The organism is Streptomyces thioluteus (assembly GCF_039535865.1).
In genome coordinates this window covers 23,140-44,093 of record NZ_BAAAXZ010000028.1, presented here as the reverse complement: position 1 = coordinate 44,093, position 20,954 = coordinate 23,140, and the positions used below count along the sequence as shown (strand labels likewise).

Genomic DNA, 20,954 nt, shown 5'->3' with positions numbered 1-20,954 from the left:
GACTTGGCCTTGGCGAGCAGGTCGGCACCGTGTGAACCCAGCTTGTCCTTGGGCGATTTGACGGTCCCGGCGGGCTTCACGGGCCCGGTCTGCGGGCCGTCGGCGAAGGCGGGGGCCGCGCCCGTGGCGGCGAGGGCGACCGCTGCGGCGGCCGCGACGGTATTCGGCCGGCGCGTCTGGCGCCGCCGCGGGGGGAGGGGGTGGTCATGGAGGTCCCTGGCTCGTTGAGGTAACGGCTGCCGGTGGCGAGGTCCGGATATCGGAACCGGATGACGCATCACTTTTATGGAAGTGACGGGCGTTTGGGGAGAGTTGACAGGGCGGGAAAATAAAGATGGCGTAAAAAGCCCGCCAGCCCGCGCACCGGGGGAAGCGGGACGGACGACGTGAACCGGTCGCGGCCCGATTCGCGCGCCTTTCCCGCAGCTCAGCCGGGTGGGGCACGGGCAGGCAAATGGACTACAGCGGTACCCGCGGGGCCATAGGGTTCCCTGGGTCGCCTTCCTGTCGGGTGAACGCTGAGTGAGCCTCAGTGGGGAGGGGACGAGTGATATATGTCGGTTCGCAGTAGCCAAGATCGATGTGAGGTGATCGGCGGCGACCGTTGCCGCCCTGTTCACGCCCAGGTCATTCGCGCTGCCACGATCCTCGTGACAGCAGCGCAGACGCCTGCACGCCCGTCGCCTTCGCGTTCGCACTCGGGGAGACCGCCCATGCCCAGCAGATCGAAAGATCCGCAGCTACGCACCTCGACCGCCGCGTGGTTCACTGGCCGCCGCGGGCGCGCCGTCGGCACGACACGGACGCGCGGAATCGCCTGGGCTCGTTGGTGATTCAACGGCTCAACGAATCACGGTAGTTCATGTGAGAGACATCCTCCGACTGTGCCCGAACCAAGCACCTGCCCTCTTGTATCCGAATGAACGAATGTCAAACTTGCCCAGATTTATTCCGTTTTTCACGGTCGGGCGTTGCGATACCTACAGCAAACCCTCACCTTCCCTTTACAAGTAACTTGCCGAGTACATACAGTCATCAGGCCTGAGGGGGTGTCAGGTCGCCCAGCGGCCTCGCCATGTCCGCGAGTTCGCTCCACAGCACCTGGAACGCGAAGCAGTGCTCCCCGAGGCTGCCTTAACGCCCATGTATATGCCAAAGGGGACATAGATGCCTGCGAGTCATCCCACTTACGCGCGCTTGGGAGAGGCCGTCAAGCGCGGGATGGTGGCCACCGCGGTGCTCGTTGCCGTCACAGGAGCTCTGGCCCCCGGTACGGCTGTCGCCGAGCCGATGGTCACGGCTACTGCTGCAGAGGGCATCGGAACCACCGAGGCCCAACGGATCGCTGCCGCAGGGCTGGTTGGGCTCGATCCGACTCCGGACGTACTTCTGCTCAGCGATTACAGCTTCATCCGCGCGCTGTGACAGAAGGCCAATGACGCAGGCGAGAAGCGGACCGCGGTGCGTACGGCGGCCGAGGAGGCCATGGCCAGCGATTCCGCCGAGGACCATGTGCGGTTCATCGTCACGGGCATATTTGACGCGGACAAGCTTGATGCGAAGCGGGAGCAGGACCGGGCCGAGGCCGAGCGCGCGGCCCGGCTCGCCAAGTCCCAGGCGCTGCTTGCTGCCGGCATCCCCAGCAGTCCGGAGCTTCTGGAGCGAGCCGCCCCTCGCCGGTCCTGACGCCCCAACTGGTGTCGCCGTCATGGAAGGTGGCGATGATGGCCCCGTGAGGGCCCTGTCCCACGCTGACCGTCGTCGTGGTCGCGCAGGGCGACGAGTCGTCCTCGTCCGGTGCCGCCGAGGCCACCCCGGCCGCCGTGCCCGCGGTGAGCAGTGCGAGGGCGGTCAGGGCTGCGATGTGGCTGCGGCGGCGATTCATCCCGGTCTCTCCCCAGTGGCACGGGTCGGTCGATGCGGTGGCGCTGCAGGAGCCCCCCTGGTCCAGGCTGACAGGGTGGCCACACCGTGCACAGGCCCATTCGGCTGAACCTGAACGCCCTCAGCCAGCCCACACCCCCGACGCCGCCGCCTCCCGCGCGAACTCCGTGAAGTCGCGCGGGGCCCGGCCGAGGACCTCCCGTACGCCGTCGACGAGATGCGCGTTGCGGCCGTCGGTGATCAGGGCGAGGAGATCGGCGAGTTCGGCGGGCAGCTCGTGCTCGGCGAGGTACGCGCGGTACGCCTCGTCCGTCACCGGGGTTGTAGCGGATCTCCCGGCCCGTCGCCCTCGACAGTTCGGCGGCCACGTCGTGGAAGGTCAGGAGGCGCGGGCCGCCGAGTTCGTAGGTGCGTCCCGCGTGCCGGGCGTCCGTGAGGGCGGCCACCGCGACCTCGGCGATGTCGCGGGTGTCGACGAACGGTTCGGCCGCGTCGCCGGTCGGGAGGACGAGTTCGCCGGACAGGACCGCGTCCAGGAAGAACGCCTCGTCGAAGTTCTGGAAGAACCAACTGGCGCGCAGGATCGTCCAGTCCGCGCCGGAGGCCTGAAGGGCGCGTTCCGTGCCCCGGGCGCCTTCCTCGCCGCGCGACGACAGCAGGACCAGGCGGCGCGCCCCCTTCCCGACCGCGAAGTGGGCGAACTCGCCTACGGCTTCGGCTGCGCCGGGCATCCCGAGGTCGGGGTGGTACGTGACGTAGGCGGCCCCCACCCCGTCCAGCGCGGCGTCCCACGTCGCCGGGTCGTCCCAGGCGAACGGCGGCGTCGCGGAGCGCGAGCCGAGGCGGAGCGGCAGGCCCTGTGCGGTGAGGAGTTCGGTAACCCTGCGGCCGGTCTTGCCGGTTCCGCCGATGACGAGAATGGGCTTCTTCGCTTTGTCGCTGACTTCGGTCATGACCTGTCGAACCGCCGCGAGCGGGATGGGAATTCCCGCGAGCGACTGTGCGGCGTTTGCGATCCGTCCCCCACACGAGTGGGTTTACGCGCGTATGTACTCTGCCGTTTCGGACAGTTGGGGGGAGACATTCCGGCCCGGGCGTGAACTCCTTGGCTTAATCTGACTGTCCGAAAAAATATGTCGTCGTCCCATGCCGGGACGGTCCGGCAGCCGGGGGTGCGTGACATGTCCACTGTGCCCGACCAGCCCACTGTGCCCGCCCACCGCACCGAGGCCACGCGGCTCCTCTGTGCGGGCGTCTACCTCGATCTCGATTTCCGCCGTCGCGTCATCGAAGAGCTCTGGGAGCACCGGGAGAGACCGGTCGCGCCGTCCCTCGGCATCGACGTCGCGCCGGTGCTCGGCCACGCCCTCCGGGCCCGTGGTCAGGACGCCATGACGGCCTTCTTCCTCGTCGTGCTGTGGGCGGGATTCGCCGCCTGCGACTACGCGTACGTGTCCACCGCCGACCCTGCCGGCCTCCCCTTCGGGCTCGATCTCCCGATGGTGTGGTGCCTGATGTACGCCGTCGTGTCGATGGTGTACTGGCTCGCCCAGGTCGGGGCCGGGCGAGGCGGATCGGCGTACGTCGTCGACAACCGCACGCTCCAGAGCGGCCTGACGGGTCACGGCTCGATGCGGGCGGTGAAGGTCGTCGGATCGTGCGGACTGCTCTCGGCCTACTGGGAGTTGGCGATCGAGGCCATGGCCGACGGAGCGGGCAACTGGCCGGCGGTCGTCTTCCCGCTCCTGCTCACCGTTCCCGTGTGGTTCCACCGGATCTGGGTCGCCTCCGTGATGAGGGAGGAGCTGTGCTGGCGGGCGTGGATCAAGGACGTTCCCCGAATCGTTCCGAACCGCCCCGCGCTCGTCGAGGCCATCGACCGCGAGCAGTGCTCGCAGCTGTTGGTCTACGACGCGTCGCGTCCCTTCATCGGCATGGGGCAGCCGGGCGAACCCTGGTTCTTCGCCCTGGAGCTCAAGCGCCGGGCCGGCGCGGACGCGGCGACCGCTCCGCTCACCGCCCGTGAGGTCCTGGAGCTGATCCGGCCCCACCTGCGGGATCTGCAGGGGCCGGACGAGGCCGTGACCTACGACAGCCTCAAGGGCCTGGACATGACGGAACTCGTCTGTGTCCCTCCCAAGTGGCGCCGGAACGAGGTGCCGTACGACCCGGTGAAGGTCGGCCAGTGCCTTCGGGAAGCGTTGGAGGGAGGTGGTGAGTGGCACCGGCACTTCCTCTGGGTCCGCGTCGGCGCCTGGAAACAGGACGTCGTGGTGTCCGTGCTGGTGCGGGTGCACACGCAGGGCGGCATGCTCGTGGTGGAGGTCGCCCCCCATGTGCTGATGCCGGTCCGGCTGGAGTACCGCGCGGTGGACGCGATCGGTGAGCGCGGCGAGGGCGGACTCCTGGGCTGGATCCGGGCGTTGCGGACCGCTCACGCCGCGGGCTTCGCGGCGGTGGTCTCGACCTGGCGCGCCTGTTCCGACGGCTGCCGGAGCTGGTTCGCCGCGGCGCAGCGCGCCCTGCCCGACAGCCCGGCGGCCTCCGTACGGGAACTGGGCTCGGCGGACCGGCTCTCGCTGTTCCAGGAGATGGACGCGAGCAGGTACATCAGGACGGTCCAGGACCGGGTCGTCAGCGGAGTGCGGGACGCCCTGCGGTCCCGGGGCTACGAGACCGACGAGTTCGAGCAGCAGGTGGTGCAGCTCGGCGCGGGGAGCGTCTACATCGGGGCCATGAGCGGTGGCGCGGTGGCGGTCGGACGCGAGGCCCGGGCAAATGCCCGGAGCCAACGGTGACTCGGCAGGGGGATTTCTGTGCGACAGGGTGACGAGAACGAGCGGCAACGGTCCGGATCCGGGGGCGGCAACTTCTACGCCGGGCGGGTCACCGGCAGCGCCGTCGCGGTCGGGGAGGGCGCCCACGCCGAGTACGAGGGCGACGGGCCGTCCCCCGGCCGGGAGGTGGCGCCGTCCGCGCCTCCGCATCCGCCCATGCCCGCGCAACCGCCCGGATCGGGGAACGCCGTCGTGGGCGAGGTGGACAGCAGCGCGGTCGGTGTGGGCAAGAACGCACGGGCGGTGCGCCGCGAGCACATCCGCGTACCGCAGGCCGTGCTGGACGGACTTGAGCGGCTCGACGGTCAACTCGCCCGCGCCGGCCGGACGTCGGAGGACGAGCTCAGGAGGCTGATCGCGGAGGTGCTGGCGGACGGGGAGCGGGAACGGCCGACCGGGCGGCGCCGGCTGGAGCGGTTGCGCGCGCTGCTGGCGGGCGGGGTGTCCGTGGCCGGCCGCCTCGTGCCGGTCGCGGAGCTCGCCGGAAAGATCGGCGAGCTGGTGGCGTAGGACGGAGTGCGCTCAGTCGACCGTCACCCGGAAGGTGAGTGTGCGCAGCAGCCCCGGTGAGGAGCAGCAGGGCTGCTGCTGCGGCGGTGGGGGCGGTGCGGCGCATGGTTCCTCGGGTTCCTCGGGGATGTGTCAGGAGCTTGTCAACGGTCCGGACGGGACATCGTGCACCGGTCCCTGTCCGGCCCGTCCCGGCATGTCACAGAAGGGGATGACGTGATTCAGGTCACCTTTTGCAACCGGCGAGGCATACATCGTTCGAATTTGGTTAGGCGCGGCGCGTTGACGGCCGAGCGCTGGGCGCCCGGCCACATGCACACAGCACGGAAGGCAGACGATGTCGGCAGTCGAGACGATCCACGTGGACGGGGTGTGGCGGGCCGCCGCCTCCGGTGACCGGCGGGAGGTGCTCGACCCGGCCGACGCCAAGGTCCTCGCCGTGGTCGCCGAGGGCGGCGCCGCGGACGCCGACGCGGCCGTCGCCGCGGCCCGTACCGCGTTCGATGCCGGTCCGTGGCCGCGCACCCCCGTCGCCGAGCGCGCGGCCCTCCTGCGCCGCGTCGCCGACCTGCTCCAGCGCGACCGCGAGGAGATCGCGCTCGTCGAGAGCCGCGACACGGGCAAGACGCTGGAGGAAGGGCGCGTCGACGTCGACGACGTCACCAATGCCTTCCGGTACTTCGCCGACCTCGTCGTCAACGAGGGCGGCGGGCGCGTCGTCGACGCGGGCAGCAGCGATGTCCACAGCGTCGTCGTCCACGAACCCGTCGGCGTCTGCGCGCTGATCACGCCGTGGAACTACCCCCTCCTCCAGGCCAGCTGGAAGATCGCCCCGGCGCTCGCCGCGGGCAACACCTTCGTCATCAAGCCCAGCGAGGTCACCCCGCTGTCGACGGTCCGGCTGATCCGGCTCCTCGTCGAGGCCGGGCTGCCCGCCGGCGTGGCCAACATCGTCACCGGCGCCGGCGACCCCGTCGGAGCCCGGTTCTCCGAGCACCCGGACGTCGACCTCGTCTCCTTCACCGGCGGACTCGCCAGCGGCACCCGGGTGATGGCCGCCGCCGCGCCGACCGTCAAGAAGGTCGCCCTCGAACTCGGCGGCAAGAACCCCAACGTCGTCTTCGCCGACGCCTGCGCCACCGACGAGGGCTTCGACACCGCCGTGGACCAGGCGCTCAACGCCGCGTTCATCCACAGCGGCCAGGTCTGCTCGGCCGGCGCGCGGCTGATCGTCGAGGAGTCCGTCCGCGAGCGCTTCGTCACCGAACTCGCCCGCCGCGCCGAGAAGATCCGGCTCGGCCGCGGTACGGAGGACGGCGTCGAGTGCGGACCGCTCGTCTCCGCCGCCCAGCTGGCCAGGACCGAGGCGTACGTCGCCTCCGCGCTCGCCGAGGGCGCGGTGCTGCGCTGCGGCGGCTCCCGCCCGGAGCCGAGCGAAATCCGGCCCGCCACCGGCTACTTCTACGAGCCGACCGTCCTGGACCGGTGCAACCGCGGCATGAAGGTCGTCCGCGAGGAGACCTTCGGGCCGATCCTCACCGTCGAGACGTTCCGCACCGAGGACGAGGCCGTCGCCCTCGCCAACGACACCGAGTACGGGCTCGCGGGCGCCGTGTGGACCCGCGACGCGGGCCGCGCCCGCCGCGTGGCCGGCCGGCTGCGGCACGGCACGGTCTGGATCAACGACTACCACCCGTACCTGCCGCAGGCGGAGTGGGGCGGCTTCGGCAAGTCCGGCGTCGGCCGCGAGCTCGGGCCGGCCGGCCTCGCCGAGTACCGCGAGAGCAAGCACATCTACCAGAACCTCGCCCCCGCGCCCGTCCGCTGGTTCGCCGGCTGATCCGCCCGTAAGCACGCGTACCACCCATCAGCGCAGCACCTTCAGCGACAGAGGAGTAGCCCCGTATGCCCCCCGCAGTTGAGAAGATCACCGCTGACTACGTCGTCGTCGGCGGCGGCACCGCCGGTTCGGTGATCGCCTCGCGCCTCGCCGAGGACCCCGGCACCAGCGTCGTCGTCATCGAGGGCGGCCCCACCGACATCGACCGCCCCGAGGTCCTCACGCTGCGCCGCTGGCTCGGCCTGCTCGGCGGAGAGCTGGACTACGACTACCCCACCGTCGAGCAGCCGCGCGGCAATTCGCACATCCGGCACAGCCGCGCCCGGGTCCTCGGCGGCTGCTCCTCGCACAACACCCTGATCTCCTTCAAGCCGCTGCCGGGCGACTGGGACGAGTGGGCCGCCAACGGGGCCGAGGGCTGGGACGCCGCGTCCATGGACCCGTACTTCGGCAAGCTGCGGAACAACATCGTCCCGGTGGACGAGAAGGACCGCAACGCCATCGCCCGCGACTTCGTCGAGTCCGCGCTGAAGACGGCGGACGTGCCGCGCGTCGCGAGCTTCAACGCGAAGCCCTTCCACGACGGCGTCGGCTTCTTCGACCTCGCCTACCACCCGGAGAACAACAAGCGGTCCTCCGCGTCCGTCGCCTACCTCCACCCCCACATCGAGGCCGGCGACCGCCCCAACCTCCGCATCCTGCTGGAGACCTGGGTGCACAAGCTGGAGCTGGACGGCACCCGGGCCACCGGTGTCCGCGCCCGCACCGAGGACGGCCGGGAGCTGCTCGTCGAGGCCGGCCGCGAGGTCGTCCTGTGCGCGGGCGCCGTCGACACGCCGCGGCTGCTGATGCACTCCGGCATCGGGCCCAAGGCCGACCTGGACGCCCTGGGCATCCCCGCCGTCCACGACCTGCCGGGCGTCGGCGAGAACCTGCTCGACCACCCCGAGTCGGTGATCGTCTGGGAGACGAACGGGCCGATCCCCGAGAACTCCGCGATGGACTCCGACGCGGGCCTCTTCGTCCGCCGGGACCCCAACTCCCCCGGCCCGGACCTGATGTTCCACTTCTACCAGATCCCCTTCACCGACAACCCCGAGCGCCTCGGCTACGAGAAGCCCGAGCACGGCGTGTCGATGACCCCCAACATCCCCAAGCCGCGCAGCCGCGGCCGGCTCTACCTCACCAGCGCCGACCCGGCCGTCAAGCCCGCCCTCGACTTCCGCTACTTCACGGACGAGGAGGACTACGACGCGCGCACCCTCGTCGACGGCATCAAGCTCGCCCGCGAGATAGCCAAGGCCGAGCCGCTGGCGGGCTGGCTCAAGCGCGAGGTCTGCCCCGGCCCGGAGATCACCACGGACGAGGAGATCAGCGAGTACGCCCGCAAGGTCGCCCACACCGTCTACCACCCGGCCGGCACCTGCCGCATGGGCGCCGTCGACGACGAACTCGCCGTCGTGGACCCGGAGCTGCGCGTCCGCGGCCTGGACGGCATACGCATCGCCGACGCGTCGGTCTTCCCGACGATGACGGCCGTCAACCCGATGATCGGAGTCCTGATGGTGGGGGAGAAGTGCGCGGAGCTGCTTGTCGAGGCCTCGGCCGAAAGGGGGGACGGCCAGTGACCGTTGCCGATACCCGCGTCGCGGAGCCGCAGGCGACCGCACCGGACGCCGACGCCGCGCCGCCCGTCTTCTCCGTCCGCAACCTGTGGAAGGTCTTCGGACCCGGGGCCGACCGGGTCCCCGGCACCGAGCTGGCCGAGCTCTCCCCCGAGGCCCTGCGCGAGCGGACCGGCTGCACCGTCGGTGTCCGCGACGTCTCCTTCGACGTCCGCCCCGGCGAGGTCTTCGTCGTCATGGGCCTCTCCGGCTCCGGCAAGTCCACGCTGGTGCGCTGCCTCACCCGGCTCATCGAGCCCACCAGCGGCAGCATCGCCATCGACGGCGAGGACGTCTGCGCGATGGACAAGAACGCGCTGCGCGAACTGCGCCGCCGCCGCGCCGCCATGGTCTTCCAGCACTTCGGCCTGCTGCCGCACCGCACCGTGCTCGACAACGTCGCCTACGGGCTGGAGATCCAGGGCGTCCCGAAGCTCCAACGCCGCGCCAAGGCCGCCGAGATGATCGAGAAGGTCGGCCTGGCGGGGATGGAGGGCCGCCGTCCCGCACAGCTCTCCGGCGGCCAGCAGCAGCGCGTCGGCCTCGCCCGCGCGCTCGCCGCCGACCCCGAAGTGCTCCTGTTCGACGAGCCGTTCAGCGCCCTCGACCCGCTGATCCGCCGCGACATGCAGGAGGAGGTCGTCCGGCTGCACCGCGACGAGGGCCGCACCATGGTCTTCATCACCCACGACCTCGCCGAGGCGCTGCACATCGGCGACCGCATCGCGCTGATGCGCGGTGGCCGCGTCGTGCAGTGCGGCACCCCCGAGGAGATCGTCGGCTCCCCGGCCGACGACTACGTCCGGGACTTCGTCCGGGACGTGCCCCGGGAACAGGTGATCACCGTGCGCCGGGCCATGCGCCCGGCCACCCTCGCCGAGGCCCGCGGCGGCTCCGGGCCCACCGTCGCGGCGGGCACCACCGTCGCCCAGGCCATCGACGTCGTCGCCCGCGACGGCAGCCCCGCCCGCGTCCTCGACGACGGCCGGTGCGTCGGCATCGTCGACTTCAAGTGCCTGCTGCGCGTCGTCGCAGGGCTCGAAGGCCCCGGCCGCCTGGAGAAAGCCGCCGCATGAGCACCACCGGTACCACCACCCCCCGTTCCGTGGCCACGTCCCCGTCGGCATCGGACCCCGGCCGGCTCCGGGCGCTGCTGCGCCACCGGACCGTCCGCCGGCTCCTGCCGCTGGCCGCGGCCGGGGCGGTGCTCGCCCCGCTCGCCCACGTCCTGTGGGGGAGCGGCGGCTGGCCCGACGCGCTGAGCGTCTCGCTCGACGGGCCGCTCCGCTCGGCCGGCGACTGGATCGTGGACAACCGCGACAGCCACTGGATCTTCCTGTACTTCTTCGGCTGGATCAGCGCGGGCCTCATCGCCGCCGTACACGGCGTGTACGTCGTGCTGCTCGCCCTCGGCTGGGCGGGCGTGACGGCCGGCGCGGCCCTGATCGCCTGGCGGGCGGCCGGGGTACGGGCCGCGGTCACCGCCCTCGCGTCGTTCGCGGCGTGCGGGCTGCTGGACATGTGGGTGCCCACCATGCGCACCCTCGCGCTGATGGCCGTCGCCGTCGCCGCGTCCGTCGTCGTCGGCGCGCTGCTCGGCCTCGCGGCCGGGCTGTCGGAGCGCGCGTTCCGCGTGCTGCGGCCCGTCCTCGACACGATGCAGGCGCTGCCCGCCTTCGCGTACCTGCTCCCCGTCGTCCTCGTCTTCGGCATCGGCGTCGCCCCCGCCGTCCTGGCGACGGTCGTCTACGCGGCCCCGCCGATGGCCCGGCTGACCGCGCTCGGCCTGCGCTCCACGGACCGGGGCGTCCTGGAGGCGGTCGACTCCCTCGGCGCCACGCCCCGCCAGCGCCTCCTGACCGCCCGCCTCCCGCTGGCCCGGGAGCAGCTGCTCCTCGGCGTCAACCAGGCGATCATGATGGCCCTTTCGATGGCGGTCATCGCCTCGGTGATCGGCGCGGACGGCCTGGGCGACCGCGTCTACCAGGCCCTGTCGACGGTGGACGTCGGCGCGGCGCTGGCGGCCGGCATCCCGATCGTCCTCCTGGCGATAGTCATGGACCGGACCACCTCCGGCAAGGTGGGGGCAGGCGTTCCGCAGGGCGATGGGGGCACCCCCGGCCGGAGGTTGGGGGAGGGCGGGCACACCGGAACGACCACCCGCACCCGAACCGCAACCACATGGGCGCTCGGCCCTGGCCACCGTGGCCGCACTGGCACTGACCGTCCCCACCACCTGGCCGAAGACCTGGACGCTCCAGATCGCGAGGCCGGTCAACCAGGCCAAGGACTGGCTGGTCGACCACCTCTACACCGGCATCCCGGCATCGGCGGCACCGCCGACTGGGCGGCCCACTACACCGGCTGGATCGTCGACCCCCTCCGCGACGGCCTGACGGCCCTCCCTGGTGGGGAGCCCTCCTCCTCGTAGCAGCCCTGGCCAGGGCCATAGGCACCTGGCGCACCACCACGACCGCCGTCGCGGCCCTGGCCGCGATCGGCGTCATGGGCCGCTGGACCACCGCCATGGACACCCTCTCCCAGGTGCTCGCGGCCGTCGCCGCCACGCTCGTCCTCGGCTTCGCCGCGGCCGTCGCGGTGGCCCGCAGCCGCCGCACGGAGCGGCTGATGCGCCCGGTGCTGGACGTCTTCCAGACCATGCCGCAGTTCGTCTACCTCATCCCCGTGGTCGCCCTGTTCGGCGTGGGCCGGGCCCCGGCCGCCGCGGCCGCCGTCGTCTACGCCCTGCCGGCCGTCATCCGCATCGCGGGCGAGGGGCTGCGGCAGGTCAGCCCGGCGGCCATGGAGTCCTCGCGCTCCCTCGGCGCGACGGGCCGGCAGCAGCTGCTGCAGGTCCAGTTCCCGCTGGCCCGCCCCGCGTTGCTCCTCGCCGTGAACCAGGCGGTCGTCCTCGTCCTCTCCGTCGTCATCATCGGGGCGCTCGTGGGCGCGGCGGGCTCGGCTACGAGGTCGTCTTCGGCCTGGCGCGCGGCGACCTCGCCGTCGGGCTGGTCGCGGGCGCTTCGATCGCCTGTCTGGGACTGATGCTCGACCGGGTCACCCAGCCGACGAAGGGAGCGCACGATGCGCGCTAAGCACCTGGCCGCCGCCGGGGCCGCGTTCGGCCTCCTGGCCCTCACCGGCTGCGGCGCCGCCGACATGACCAAGCAGGGCTCGCCCTACGCCAACGCGGCGGGCGCCAAGTCCGTGACCCTCTCCGTCCCAGTCCTGGGTCGGCGCCCGCGCCAACGCGGCCGTTGCGCAATACCTGTTGGAGCACGAGCTCGGCTACCGCGTCGACACCGTCCAGGTGGACGAGGTGCCCGCCTGGGACGCGCTCAGCCAGGGCCGGGGTGGACGCGATCCTGGAGGACTGGGGCCACCCCGAGCAGGAGCAGCGCTACGTCCCGCGACAAGAAGACCGTCTCGGGACGCGGGCCCCCTCGGCGTCTCCGGCCACATCGGCTGGTGGGTCCCCAAGTACTTCGCCGACGCGCACCCGGACGTCCTCGACTGGAAGAACCTCAACAAGTACGCGGCGCAGCTGCGCACCCCCGAGAGCGGCGGCAAGGGCCAACTCCTCGACGGCTCCCCGTCGTACGTCACCCACGACAAGGCGCTGGTGAAGAACCTGAACCTGGACTACCAGGTGGTCTTCGCGGGTTCCGAGGCGGCGCAGATCACCCAGATCAAGCAGTTCGCCAAGGACCGGAAGCCGTTCCTGACCTACTGGTACGAGCCGCAGTGGCTCTTCAACGAGGTCCCGATGGTCGAGGTGAAGCTGCCCGCGTACAGCGAGGCGTGCGGGACGAAGGGCGAGAAGGACCCCGACTCGGTCGACTGCGCCTATCCCACGTCCGAGTTGAAGAAGTACCTCAACGCCGGCTTCTCCCGGAAGGGCGGCGACGCGGCCTCCTTCCTGAAGAAGTTCCGCTGGACGAAGAAGGACCAGAACGAGGTGGCGCAGCTGATGGCGGAGGACAAGCTGTCCGCCGAGGACGCCGCCGAGCGGTGGGTGAAGCGGCACCCGGACGTCTGGAAGAAGTGGGTCGCCTGAGGCCCTAGCGATCCCTCCCCGGGGCCCGCCGCCAGCGCCCGGCCTTCTCCTCAGGTCGTCACTGACGTGGCGGAGGAGGAGGCCGGCGCTCTCCAGCCGGGCCCCGGCGGGCGGTCCCGGCGCCGCCGAGGACGGCGGATCCCCGGAAGGCGGACTCGGCCAGGGCGCCGTTCATCCGGGCGCTGGTCAGCACGGCCCGCACCCAGGACGTCGTCGTCGACGACGTACCGCTCGGGCCCCGCGCCGCCCGTCGCGTTCCCGCCGGACCAGATCCTGCCCCTCCAGATAGGCGATCGCCTTCGAGACCGACGCAGGGCTGACGCGCAGCCGCCGGACCAGGTCGGCGGAGGTGAGGCTGCCGGAGTCGGTGATGGACAGGCAGCCGAGCACGCGGGCCCGTCATCCTCGGCACACCCGTGGTGACCAGGAGTTCCGTGAACTGCTCCACGAAGTCGCGCAGGGCGTCGGCGACTTCGGGCGGGGGCTCCGGGTCGGCGGCCCGGCGGCGGCGGGCGCGCCACTCCGTCGCCCGGTGGGCGTGGTCGGCGCGGTAACCGGCCGGTCCGCCGTTGCGGTGCGCCTCCCGGCTGACGGTCGAGGTCGGCCGCTCCAGGCGCCGGGCTATCTCGGCGTATCCCAGCCCGTCGGCCAGCCCGGTTGCGATGGCCCGGCGGTCGTCGTGCGTGAGCCTGCCTCCGGGCATGTTCCGCCTCCGTCGTCCTCCGCCGTGCCGTCGGGGACATCCGGTGGGCGCGATCACGGTGCGGGAGTCCGGCCGGCGGAGGCTCGGCTAGAGGATCACATGCGGGACGAACCGCGCGTACCCGTCCGTCACCAGCCCCGCCGACTCCCGTATCCCCATCCCGGCCGGCTCGCCGTCGACGACCCACGCCCCCAGCACCACCCGGTTGCCGTCGAACTCCGGCAGGGGTTGCCAACTCCTGGTAGCAGCAGGGCTCGTCGCGCACCGCGCCGGGGGCGGAGTGGAGCACCACCCCCGCCCCCTCGCGGCCGAGCAGCGGCTTCGAGACGTACGAGGTGAGGTCGCGCGGGCCGTCCACGTACGCCGGCAGCAGGTTCGGGTGCCCGGGGAACAGCTCCCACAACACCGCCAGCAGCGCCTTGTTGGACAGCAGCATCTTCCACGCCGGCTCGATCCACAGCGTGGACCCCGTCCCGCCCCCGTTGTCCAGGGTGTCCAGCAGCTGCGGCCCGAACCGGTCGGCGGTCATCCACTCCCACGGGTAGAGCTTGAAACAGGCCCGCACGAACCCGTACCGCTCGTCCACGAACCGTCCGGATATCCGGTCCCAGCCGATGTCCTCCATGGCGACGGCGCGCGTGTCGAGCCCGGCCTGCGCGGCCGTCTCGCGCAGGTAGGCGACGGTCATCAGGTCCTCGCCGATCTCGTCGCCGACCGAGTGCGCGAAGTGCACGGGCGCGCCCGGCGGGCAGCAGCGGCGCCTGCCTCCGCCACGCCTCGACGAGCCGCTCGTGCAGGGAGTTCCACTGGTCGGCCCCGGGGTGCTCCCCGAAGCGGTCCTCCATCCAGAACCACTGGGCGCTCGCGGCCTCCACCAGCGACGTGGGGGTGTCGGCGTTGTACTCCAGCAGCTTGGCCGGGCCGCCCCGCCCGTCGTGGCGCAGGTCGAACCGGCCGTACAGCGACGGGAGTTCGGTCCTGCGCCGCCAGGACGCGGCGACGAGGGCGGCCAGCCGCCCGTCCGCGATGCCGAGTTCCGCGAAGCGGCCGGCCGTCACGATGTGCTCCGCCGCCGCCAGGCACATCGCGTGCAGCTCGGCGACGACCTCCTCCAGGGCCTCGATCTCGGGCAGGGAGAAGGAGTAGTAGGCGCTCTCGTCCCAGTACGGGCGGAGAACGCCGTCGGGGTGGCGGGTGAGCGGGTAGACCACCCCCTGCTCCTCGACGGTCTCCTGCCAGCCGGGACGCGGGGTGGTGCGATGGCGCCGCACGCCGCTCACCCACCGCCCGAGCCGGACGAGGAGCAGCCGAAGCCGCCCCGGTCCACGGCCTGGCTCTTGCTGAACGTGCCGTTGTCGGCGTAGCCGCCGGACTTCCCGCCCGTGCCGTAGTACCAGCGGCCGCTCGTCGTACCGCTCGAACCGTCCTTGCACGCCTTCCCGTCGAGCACGCGGTAACCCCGCGTCACGTCATAGCTCTTGGGGTCGACGCACCGCTTGTCCGGCTCGGACCCGCAGGACGTCAGGGCCGTCGCCAGCACGCCCATCCCGCCGAGGAGCACCGTGCTGGACCGTAGTCTTCTGCCTGCCATTTCTCTGTCCCCCGTCGTACAACAGCGTCCGGACACGATAAACCCGGCCACCGACACCGACCCGGTCAGCCCTCGGGCGGCAGCGCCTCCAGCAGGGCCGCCAGGGCGGCGGAGAAGGCGTGGTCGGGCGGGGTGCCGTAGGCGACGACGATCCCGTCCCCGGCGTCCGGCCCGCCGGCCAGCGGGTGCCGGAAGCGGCCGAGTCCCTCCAGGGCCACGCCCCGCTCGCGGGCCGCCCGGACGGTGGCCGCCTCGGTGCCGGGCGGCAGCCGCAGGACGACGTGGAGCCCGGCGGCGATGCCCGTCACCCCTATGTGCGGCGCGCGGTCGGCGAGCGCGGCGACGAGCCGGTCGCGGCGGCGCCGGTAGCGCAGCCGCACGGAGCGCACGTGCCGGTCGTACGCCCCCGACGCGATGAGCTCGGCGAGGGTCAGCTGGTCGAGGACCCCCGTGCCCCACTCGCCGGTCGCCTTCAGCGCCGCCACCTCGCCGGCCAGTTCCCCGGGCAGCACCATCCAGGCCAGCCGCAGCCCGGGCGCGAGGGACTTGCTCACCGTGCCGCAGTGGACGACGTGGTCGGGGGCCAGGCTCTGCAGCGCGCCGACCTTCCGCCCGTCGTAGCGGAACTCGCCGTCGTAGTCGTCCTCCAGGACCAGCCCGCCGGTGCGCGCCGCCCAGTCGACGACGGCGGTGCGGCGGTCCGGGTGCAGGGGGACGCCGGTGGGGAACTGGTGGGCGGGGGTGAGGAGTACGGCGCCCACGCCCGGGTGCCGGTCCAGCTCCGTGACGTCCGCGCCCAGCGCGTCGACCGGCAGCGGGACGCCGCGCAGCCCGGCGCGCTCCACGGACTCGTGGTGGCCCCAGAAGCCGCGGTCCTCGACGCCGATCGCGCGCACCCCGCGCCGCCGCAGCACCCGGCCCAGCAGGGCCACGCCCTGCATGAACCCCGAGCAGACGACGATGTGCGCGGGATCCGCCCGCACGCCGCGCACCCGCGCCAGATAGCCGGCGAGGGCCGCGCGCAGCTCGGGGCGGCCGTGGCCGTCGCCGTAGCCGAACGCCTCGTTGGGTGCCGCCGCGAGGGCCCGCCGGGCGGCGGCCGCCCAGGCCGTGCGCGGGAAGGCGGAGACGTCCGACGTGCCGGCGCGCAGGTCGTAGGGGGGGCCGTTCGACGGGCCGGGGCGGGGCCGCCGTACGGGCGGCGGGCCCTCGCGGCGCCACGGAACCGGGTGCCACCCGGGTCGCCGAGCCCCGGCGCGCGGTCAGCCAGCCCTCGGCGACCAGCTGTCCGTACGCCTCGGCGACGGTGTTGCGGGCCATGCCGAGGTCGGCGGCGAGGGCGCGGGAGGAGGGCAGGCGCGTGCCCGGGGCCAGCCGCCCCGAGCGCACGGCGTCGCGCAGCGCCCGGATCAGCCCCGCGCGCAGCCCGCCGCGCGGGGCGGCCGGGTCGAGGTCGAGGTGGAGGTCCGGGGCGGCCCGGTGCGCGTCGGTTGCCCATGATCCGGTCATGTAAGTGGACCATACAGGCGGTCCGTTGGGCGCCTAGGCTGCGGTCCATGACAGACCTCACGGCAGCACTGCGCGCCCTGCACCACGGGCGCCGCCCGGACGATCCGCTGATCCTCCCCGGCCCCTGGGACGCGGGCTCCGCCCGCATGCTCGCCGACGCCGGCTTCCCGGCGCTGGCCACGCCGAGCGCGGGCATCGCCGCGTCGCTGGGCGTGGCGGACGGCGAGGTGCCGGCGGACGAGATGTTCGCGGTGGTCGCGAGGATCGCGCGGGCGGTCCCCGTCCCCGTCTCGGCCGACCTGGAGGACGGTTACGGGCTGCCGCCCGCGGAGCTCGTCGAACGCCTCCTGGAATCCGGCGCCGTGGGCTGCAACCTGGAGGACACCGACCGGCACACCGGCGGCATGGTGGACGCCCGGGAACAGGCCGACCGCCTCGCGGCCGTCCGCGCCGCCGCCGGCGACGCGCTCTTCGTCAACGCCCGCATCGACAGCTACTTGCACGGCGCGCCGGCGGAGGACGCGCTCGAACGCGCCCGCCTCTACGCGGCAGCGGGGGCCGACTGCGTCTTCCCGATCCTCGCACCCCCGGAGCGACTCGCGGAGATCGGAAAGGCCGCGGGCCTCCCCGTCAACTCCATCGCCAAGGGCGACGAGTTCACCCCCACCCGGCTCGGCGAACTGGGTGCGACACGCATCACCTTCGGCCCCGGGCTGCACCGACGGACGATGGCGGCCCTGGCCACGATCGCGGGCGACCTGCGCTGACCCCCGCGAGGGCGCGCCGGGACGTCGCCGTCTCCGCGAACTCCCGGAGCCACTCGCCGACTTGCCCGACTTTCGGTGCCTCGTCCTGGACGGACGAATCAGCCGGTCCGGGGGTCCGGGGGCGAAGCCCCCGGTGGGGGCCGGGGAGTGGCGCACCTCCCGGGTCGGGGGGCCAGGGGGCGGAGCCCCCGGTGGGGTGCAGGGGCGGAGCCCCGCCGGGGGTGCGGGGGGCGGAGCCCCCCGCTCGCCGCGGGCGGAGCCCGACCGCCGCGCCGAGCGCGGGTCCGGCGCGCCCCGCGCGCCACGGGGGTGCCGCAGGGGCTGCGCCCCTGCGGAGACGGGGAGAGGGCGGGGCGGGGAGAAATCCCCCCGCAGGCATCAGCCCGCCAGCACCGCCCTCAACTGGTCCAGCCCCCAGTCCAGATCCTCCTCCGTGATGACCAGCGGCGGCGCGATCCGAATCGTCGCCCCATGCGTGTCCTTCACCAGAACCCCCCGCTCCAGCAACCGCTCCGACACCTCCCGCCCACTGCCCCGCGCAGGCGCGATGTCGACGCCCGCCCACAACCCCCGCCCCCGTACCGCCTCCACCGCGCCCCCGCCGACCATCAGGCCCAGCTCCCGGTGCAGATGCTCGCCCAGCCGCGCCGCGCGCTCCTGGTATTCACCCGTTCTGAGGATCGCGATCACTTCCAGCGCCACCGCGCAGGCCAGCGGATTTCCCCCGAACGTGGACCCGTGCTCGCCGGGCCGGAACACCCCGAGCACCTCGCTCGACGCGACGACGGCGGACACCGGCACCACACCACCGCCCAGCGCCTTGCCCAGCACGTACATGTCGGGCACCACGCCGTCGTGCTCGCAGGCGAACGTCCGCCCCGTGCGCCCCAGTCCGGACTGGATCTCGTCCGCGATGAAGAGGACGTTCCGCTCGGCGGTCAGCCGCCGGACGCCCGCGAGGTAGCCGGCCGGCGGGACGAGGACGCCGGCCTCGCCCTGGATCGGCTCCAGGAGCACCGCCACCGTGTGCTCGTCGACGGCCGCGGACAGGGCCGCGAGGTCGCCGTAGGGCACGATCTCGAATCCGGGGGTGTACGGGCCGTAGTCCGCCCGCGCCTCGGGATCGGTGGAGAAGCTGATGATCGTGGTCGTCCGGCCGTGGAAGTTGTTGTCGGCGACGACGATCTTCGCCTTGCCGTCCGGGACGCCCTTGACCCGGTAGCCCCACTTCCGCGCGGTCTTGACGGCGGTCTCGATCGCCTCGGCGCCGGTGTTCATCGGCAGCACCATGTCCTTGCCGCAGAGCGCGGCCAGCTCGGCGCAGAACTCGGCGAACCGGTCGTGGTGGAAGGCGCGGGAGGTGAGCGTCACCCGCTCCAACTGGGCCTTGGCCGCGTCGATCAGACGCCGGTTGCCGTGGCCGAAATTGAGCGCCGAGTAGCCCGCGAGGAGGTCCAGGTAGCGGCGGCCCTCGACGTCGGTCATCCACGCGCCCTCGGCGCTCGCGACCACGACGGGCAGGGGGTGGTAGTTGTGCGCGCTGTGGGCCTCGGCGGCGGCGATGGCGGCGGTGCTGCGTTCCGTGGAGATCAACGTGTGCTCCGTTCAGATCCGGCAGATCCGGGCATGCGGCGGGATGTCGCGGCGGGTTGTCGCGGCGGATGCCGCCTTTTTAACACCCCTCTGACACCCGGACCCCACCGTCGGACCGACCCGACGGCGGTACCTGAGAGAATGTGGGCATGGCCCTTGATCGTTCGCGTGTGCTCTCCGGAATCCAGCCCACTGCCGGTTCGTTCCACCTCGGCAACTACCTGGGCGCCGTACGTCAGTGGGTGGCTCTCCAGGAGTCCCACGACGCCTTCTACATGGTCGTCGACCTGCACGCGATCACGGTTCCGCAGGACCCGGCGGAGCTGCGCGCCAACACCCGCCTCGCCGCGGCCCAGCTGCTCGCCGCCGGTCTGGACCCGGACCGCTGCACCCTCTTCGTGCAGAGCCACGTCCCCGAGCACGCCCAGCTCGGCTGGGTGATGAACTGCTTCACCGGCTTCGGCGAGGCGTCGCGCATGACGCAGTTCAAGGACAAGTCGGCCAAGCAGGGCGCCGACCGGACCACGGTCGGCCTGTTCACGTACCCGATCCTCCAGGTCGCCGACATCCTGCTGTACCAGGCCGACGCCGTCCCCGTCGGCGAGGACCAGCGTCAGCACATCGAGCTCACCCGGGACCTCGCCGAGCGCTTCAACGGCCGCTACGGCGACACCTTCACCATCCCGGCGCCGTACATCCTCAAGGAGACGGCGAAGATCTACGACCTCCAGGACCCGGCGGTCAAGATGAGCAAGTCGGCCTCGACGCCGAAGGGTCTGATCAACCTGCTCGACGAGCCCAAGGTCTCCGCGAAGAAGATCAAGAGCGCCGTCACCGACACCGACACGGTGATCCGCTTCGACCCCGAGAAGAAGCCGGGCGTCAGCAACCTGCTCACGATCTACTCCACGCTCACCGGCACGGGAATCGCGGAACTGGAGCAGAAGTACGAGGGCAAGGGCTACGGTGCGCTCAAGACCGACCTCGCCGAGGTGATGGTGGAGTGGGTGACGCCGTTCCGTGCCCGCACGCAGGAGTACCTGGACGACCCGGAGACGCTGGACGCCGTGCTGGCCAAGGGCGCGGAGAAGGCGCGCGCCGTGGCCGCCGAGACCCTGGCCCGGGCGTACAACAAGGTGGGCTTCCTGCCCGCCAAGCACTGACCGGCGACGGCGGACACCGGCGGACACCGCTGAGAATTCCGTCACAGCGGACAAGCCGGTACGGCCCGACGGTGCAGGGAGGAGCGGGATCCGCCCTGCACCCGGGACCGGTACACCTGGCAGTGGACGCGGCGCAGCCGCCACACTGACCACGGGGACCTACAGGCGCACAGGAGGGAGAACTCGATGGGGACCGTAACGCTCGGCGTTTCGATCGCGGTCCCGGAGCCGTACGGCAGCTTCCTCCAGAAGCGCCGCGAGGGCTTCGGCGATCCGCACGCCCACGGCATCCCCACGCACGTGACCCTGCTGCCGCCCACCGAGGTGGAGGCCGCGTCACTGCCCGTGATCGAGCGGCACCTCGCCGAGGTCGCGGCGCTCGGCCGCCCGTTCCCGATGCGCCTGTCGGGCACGGGCACCTTCCGGCCGCTGTCGCCGGTGGTCTTCGTGAACGTGGTGGAGGGCTCCGCCTCATGCTCGTGGCTCCAGAAGCGGATCCGGGACGCCTCGGGCCCGCTCGCCCGCGAGCTCCAGTTCCCGTACCACCCGCACGTCACGGTCGCCCACGGCATCCCCGAGGAGGCCATGGACCGGGCCTTCGAGGAGCTCGCGGAGTACGAGGCGGACTGGAGCACCACCGGCTTCGCGCTCTACGAGCAGGGCGCCGACGGCGTCTGGCGGCTGGACCGCGAGTACCCCTTCGGGGTGGACCCGGGGGCGTCCGCCCAGGACCCTTTCCAGGCCGCGGTGCCCCGGCAGACCGGGGTCTCGCGGCCGCCCGCGACCTCCCGCTGAACCCTCCCCGGCCCGTGGACCCGCCTCCGACGGGGTAGACG

14 protein-coding genes and 5 pseudogenes are annotated in these 20,954 nt (G+C 72.4%); 12 read left to right on the top strand and 7 right to left on the bottom strand.

Annotated elements, in window-relative coordinates; genetic code table 11:
* Positions 1–281 (bottom strand): hypothetical protein (locus ABD794_RS03715; protein WP_425585913.1); only part of this gene is annotated, 281 nt, incomplete at its 3' end.
* Positions 282–1,221: 940 nt separating this feature from the next.
* On the opposite strand from ABD794_RS03715, the gene ABD794_RS03710 reads away from it, so the two are divergent.
* Together ABD794_RS03710 and ABD794_RS03705 are read left to right on the top strand one after the other, a co-directional pair.
* Positions 1,222–1,425 (top strand): hypothetical protein, encoded by a 204-nt coding sequence (locus ABD794_RS03710; protein WP_344960873.1) that lies wholly within the window; start codon positions 1,222–1,224, stop codon positions 1,423–1,425.
* A 60-nt stretch (positions 1,426–1,485) separates the two neighbouring features.
* Positions 1,486–1,686 (top strand): hypothetical protein, encoded by a 201-nt coding sequence (locus tag ABD794_RS03705; RefSeq protein ID WP_344960872.1) that lies wholly within the window; start codon positions 1,486–1,488, stop codon positions 1,684–1,686.
* A gap of 319 nt (positions 1,687–2,005) precedes the next feature.
* On the opposite strand, the pseudogene ABD794_RS03700 reads toward ABD794_RS03705, so the two are convergent.
* A pseudogene (locus tag ABD794_RS03700) lies at positions 2,006–2,837 on the bottom strand (NmrA family NAD(P)-binding protein).
* Between the two features lie 228 nt (positions 2,838–3,065).
* On the opposite strand from ABD794_RS03700, the gene ABD794_RS03695 reads away from it, so the two are divergent.
* The 7 genes and pseudogenes from ABD794_RS03695 to ABD794_RS03665 all read left to right on the top strand — a co-directional run bounded on the left by ABD794_RS03695 (position 3,066) and on the right by ABD794_RS03665 (position 12,792).
* Positions 3,066–4,682, top strand: coding sequence for a hypothetical protein (locus ABD794_RS03695; protein WP_344960871.1), 1,617 nt, complete (start codon positions 3,066–3,068; stop codon positions 4,680–4,682).
* An 18-nt stretch (positions 4,683–4,700) separates the two neighbouring features.
* The gene (locus ABD794_RS03690; RefSeq protein WP_344960870.1) at positions 4,701–5,231 is read left to right on the top strand and encodes a hypothetical protein; all 531 of its coding nucleotides are present in this window, start codon (positions 4,701–4,703) and stop codon (positions 5,229–5,231) included.
* 337 nt (positions 5,232–5,568) lie between these two features.
* The gene (locus ABD794_RS03685) at positions 5,569–7,071 is read left to right on the top strand and encodes an aldehyde dehydrogenase family protein (RefSeq protein WP_344960869.1); all 1,503 of its coding nucleotides are present in this window, start codon (positions 5,569–5,571) and stop codon (positions 7,069–7,071) included.
* A 65-nt stretch (positions 7,072–7,136) separates the two neighbouring features.
* Positions 7,137–8,699, top strand: coding sequence for a GMC family oxidoreductase (locus ABD794_RS03680; protein ID WP_344960867.1), 1,563 nt, complete (start codon positions 7,137–7,139; stop codon positions 8,697–8,699).
* Positions 8,696–9,811 (top strand): quaternary amine ABC transporter ATP-binding protein, encoded by a 1,116-nt coding sequence (locus ABD794_RS03675; RefSeq protein WP_344960865.1) that lies wholly within the window; start codon positions 8,696–8,698, stop codon positions 9,809–9,811. Before ABD794_RS03680 ends, ABD794_RS03675 begins: the two co-directional genes overlap by 4 nt.
* Positions 9,808–11,830 (top strand): annotated as a pseudogene (locus ABD794_RS03670) (ABC transporter permease subunit). Before ABD794_RS03675 ends, ABD794_RS03670 begins: the two are co-directional and overlap by 4 nt.
* A 176-nt stretch (positions 11,831–12,006) precedes the next feature.
* A complete protein-coding gene (locus tag ABD794_RS03665; protein WP_344960864.1) occupies positions 12,007–12,792 on the top strand; it encodes a glycine betaine ABC transporter substrate-binding protein in 786 nt (261 codons plus the stop codon).
* A gap of 45 nt (positions 12,793–12,837) precedes the next feature.
* Here the strand turns inward: ABD794_RS03665 and ABD794_RS03660 are convergent.
* The 4 genes and pseudogenes from ABD794_RS03660 to pdxR all read right to left on the bottom strand — a co-directional run.
* Positions 12,838–13,495: pseudogene (locus ABD794_RS03660) on the bottom strand (helix-turn-helix domain-containing protein); the annotation flags it as partial.
* Between the two features lie 87 nt (positions 13,496–13,582).
* Positions 13,583–14,766, bottom strand: a pseudogene (locus ABD794_RS03655) (glutathionylspermidine synthase family protein).
* Positions 14,767–14,771: 5 nt separating this feature from the next.
* The gene (locus ABD794_RS03650) at positions 14,772–15,086 is read right to left on the bottom strand and encodes a hypothetical protein (RefSeq protein WP_344960876.1); all 315 of its coding nucleotides are present in this window, start codon (positions 15,084–15,086) and stop codon (positions 14,772–14,774) included.
* 65 nt (positions 15,087–15,151) lie between these two features.
* Positions 15,152–16,595, bottom strand: a pseudogene (gene pdxR / locus ABD794_RS03645) (MocR-like pyridoxine biosynthesis transcription factor PdxR).
* 47 nt (positions 16,596–16,642) lie between these two features.
* Between pdxR and ABD794_RS03635 the strand changes: the two are divergent.
* Positions 16,643–17,362, top strand: coding sequence for an isocitrate lyase/PEP mutase family protein (locus ABD794_RS03635; RefSeq protein ID WP_344960863.1), 720 nt, complete (start codon positions 16,643–16,645; stop codon positions 17,360–17,362).
* 378 nt (positions 17,363–17,740) lie between these two features.
* Here ABD794_RS03635 and rocD read toward each other — a convergent pair whose 3' ends face one another.
* Entirely contained in the window at positions 17,741–18,955 is a 1,215-nt protein-coding gene (rocD, locus tag ABD794_RS03630) for an ornithine--oxo-acid transaminase (protein WP_344960862.1), read from the bottom strand.
* Positions 18,956–19,104: 149 nt separating this feature from the next.
* On the opposite strand from rocD, the gene trpS reads away from it, so the two are divergent.
* Together trpS and ABD794_RS03620 are read left to right on the top strand one after the other, a co-directional pair.
* Positions 19,105–20,118, top strand: a complete 1,014-nt coding sequence (gene trpS / locus ABD794_RS03625) for a tryptophan--tRNA ligase (protein ID WP_344960861.1) — start codon at positions 19,105–19,107, stop codon at positions 20,116–20,118.
* Positions 20,119–20,304: 186 nt separating this feature from the next.
* Positions 20,305–20,913: a 2'-5' RNA ligase family protein gene (locus ABD794_RS03620; protein WP_344960860.1), complete on the top strand. Its 609-nt coding sequence runs from the start codon at positions 20,305–20,307 to the stop codon at positions 20,911–20,913.
* Positions 20,914–20,954 lie beyond the last annotated feature (41 nt).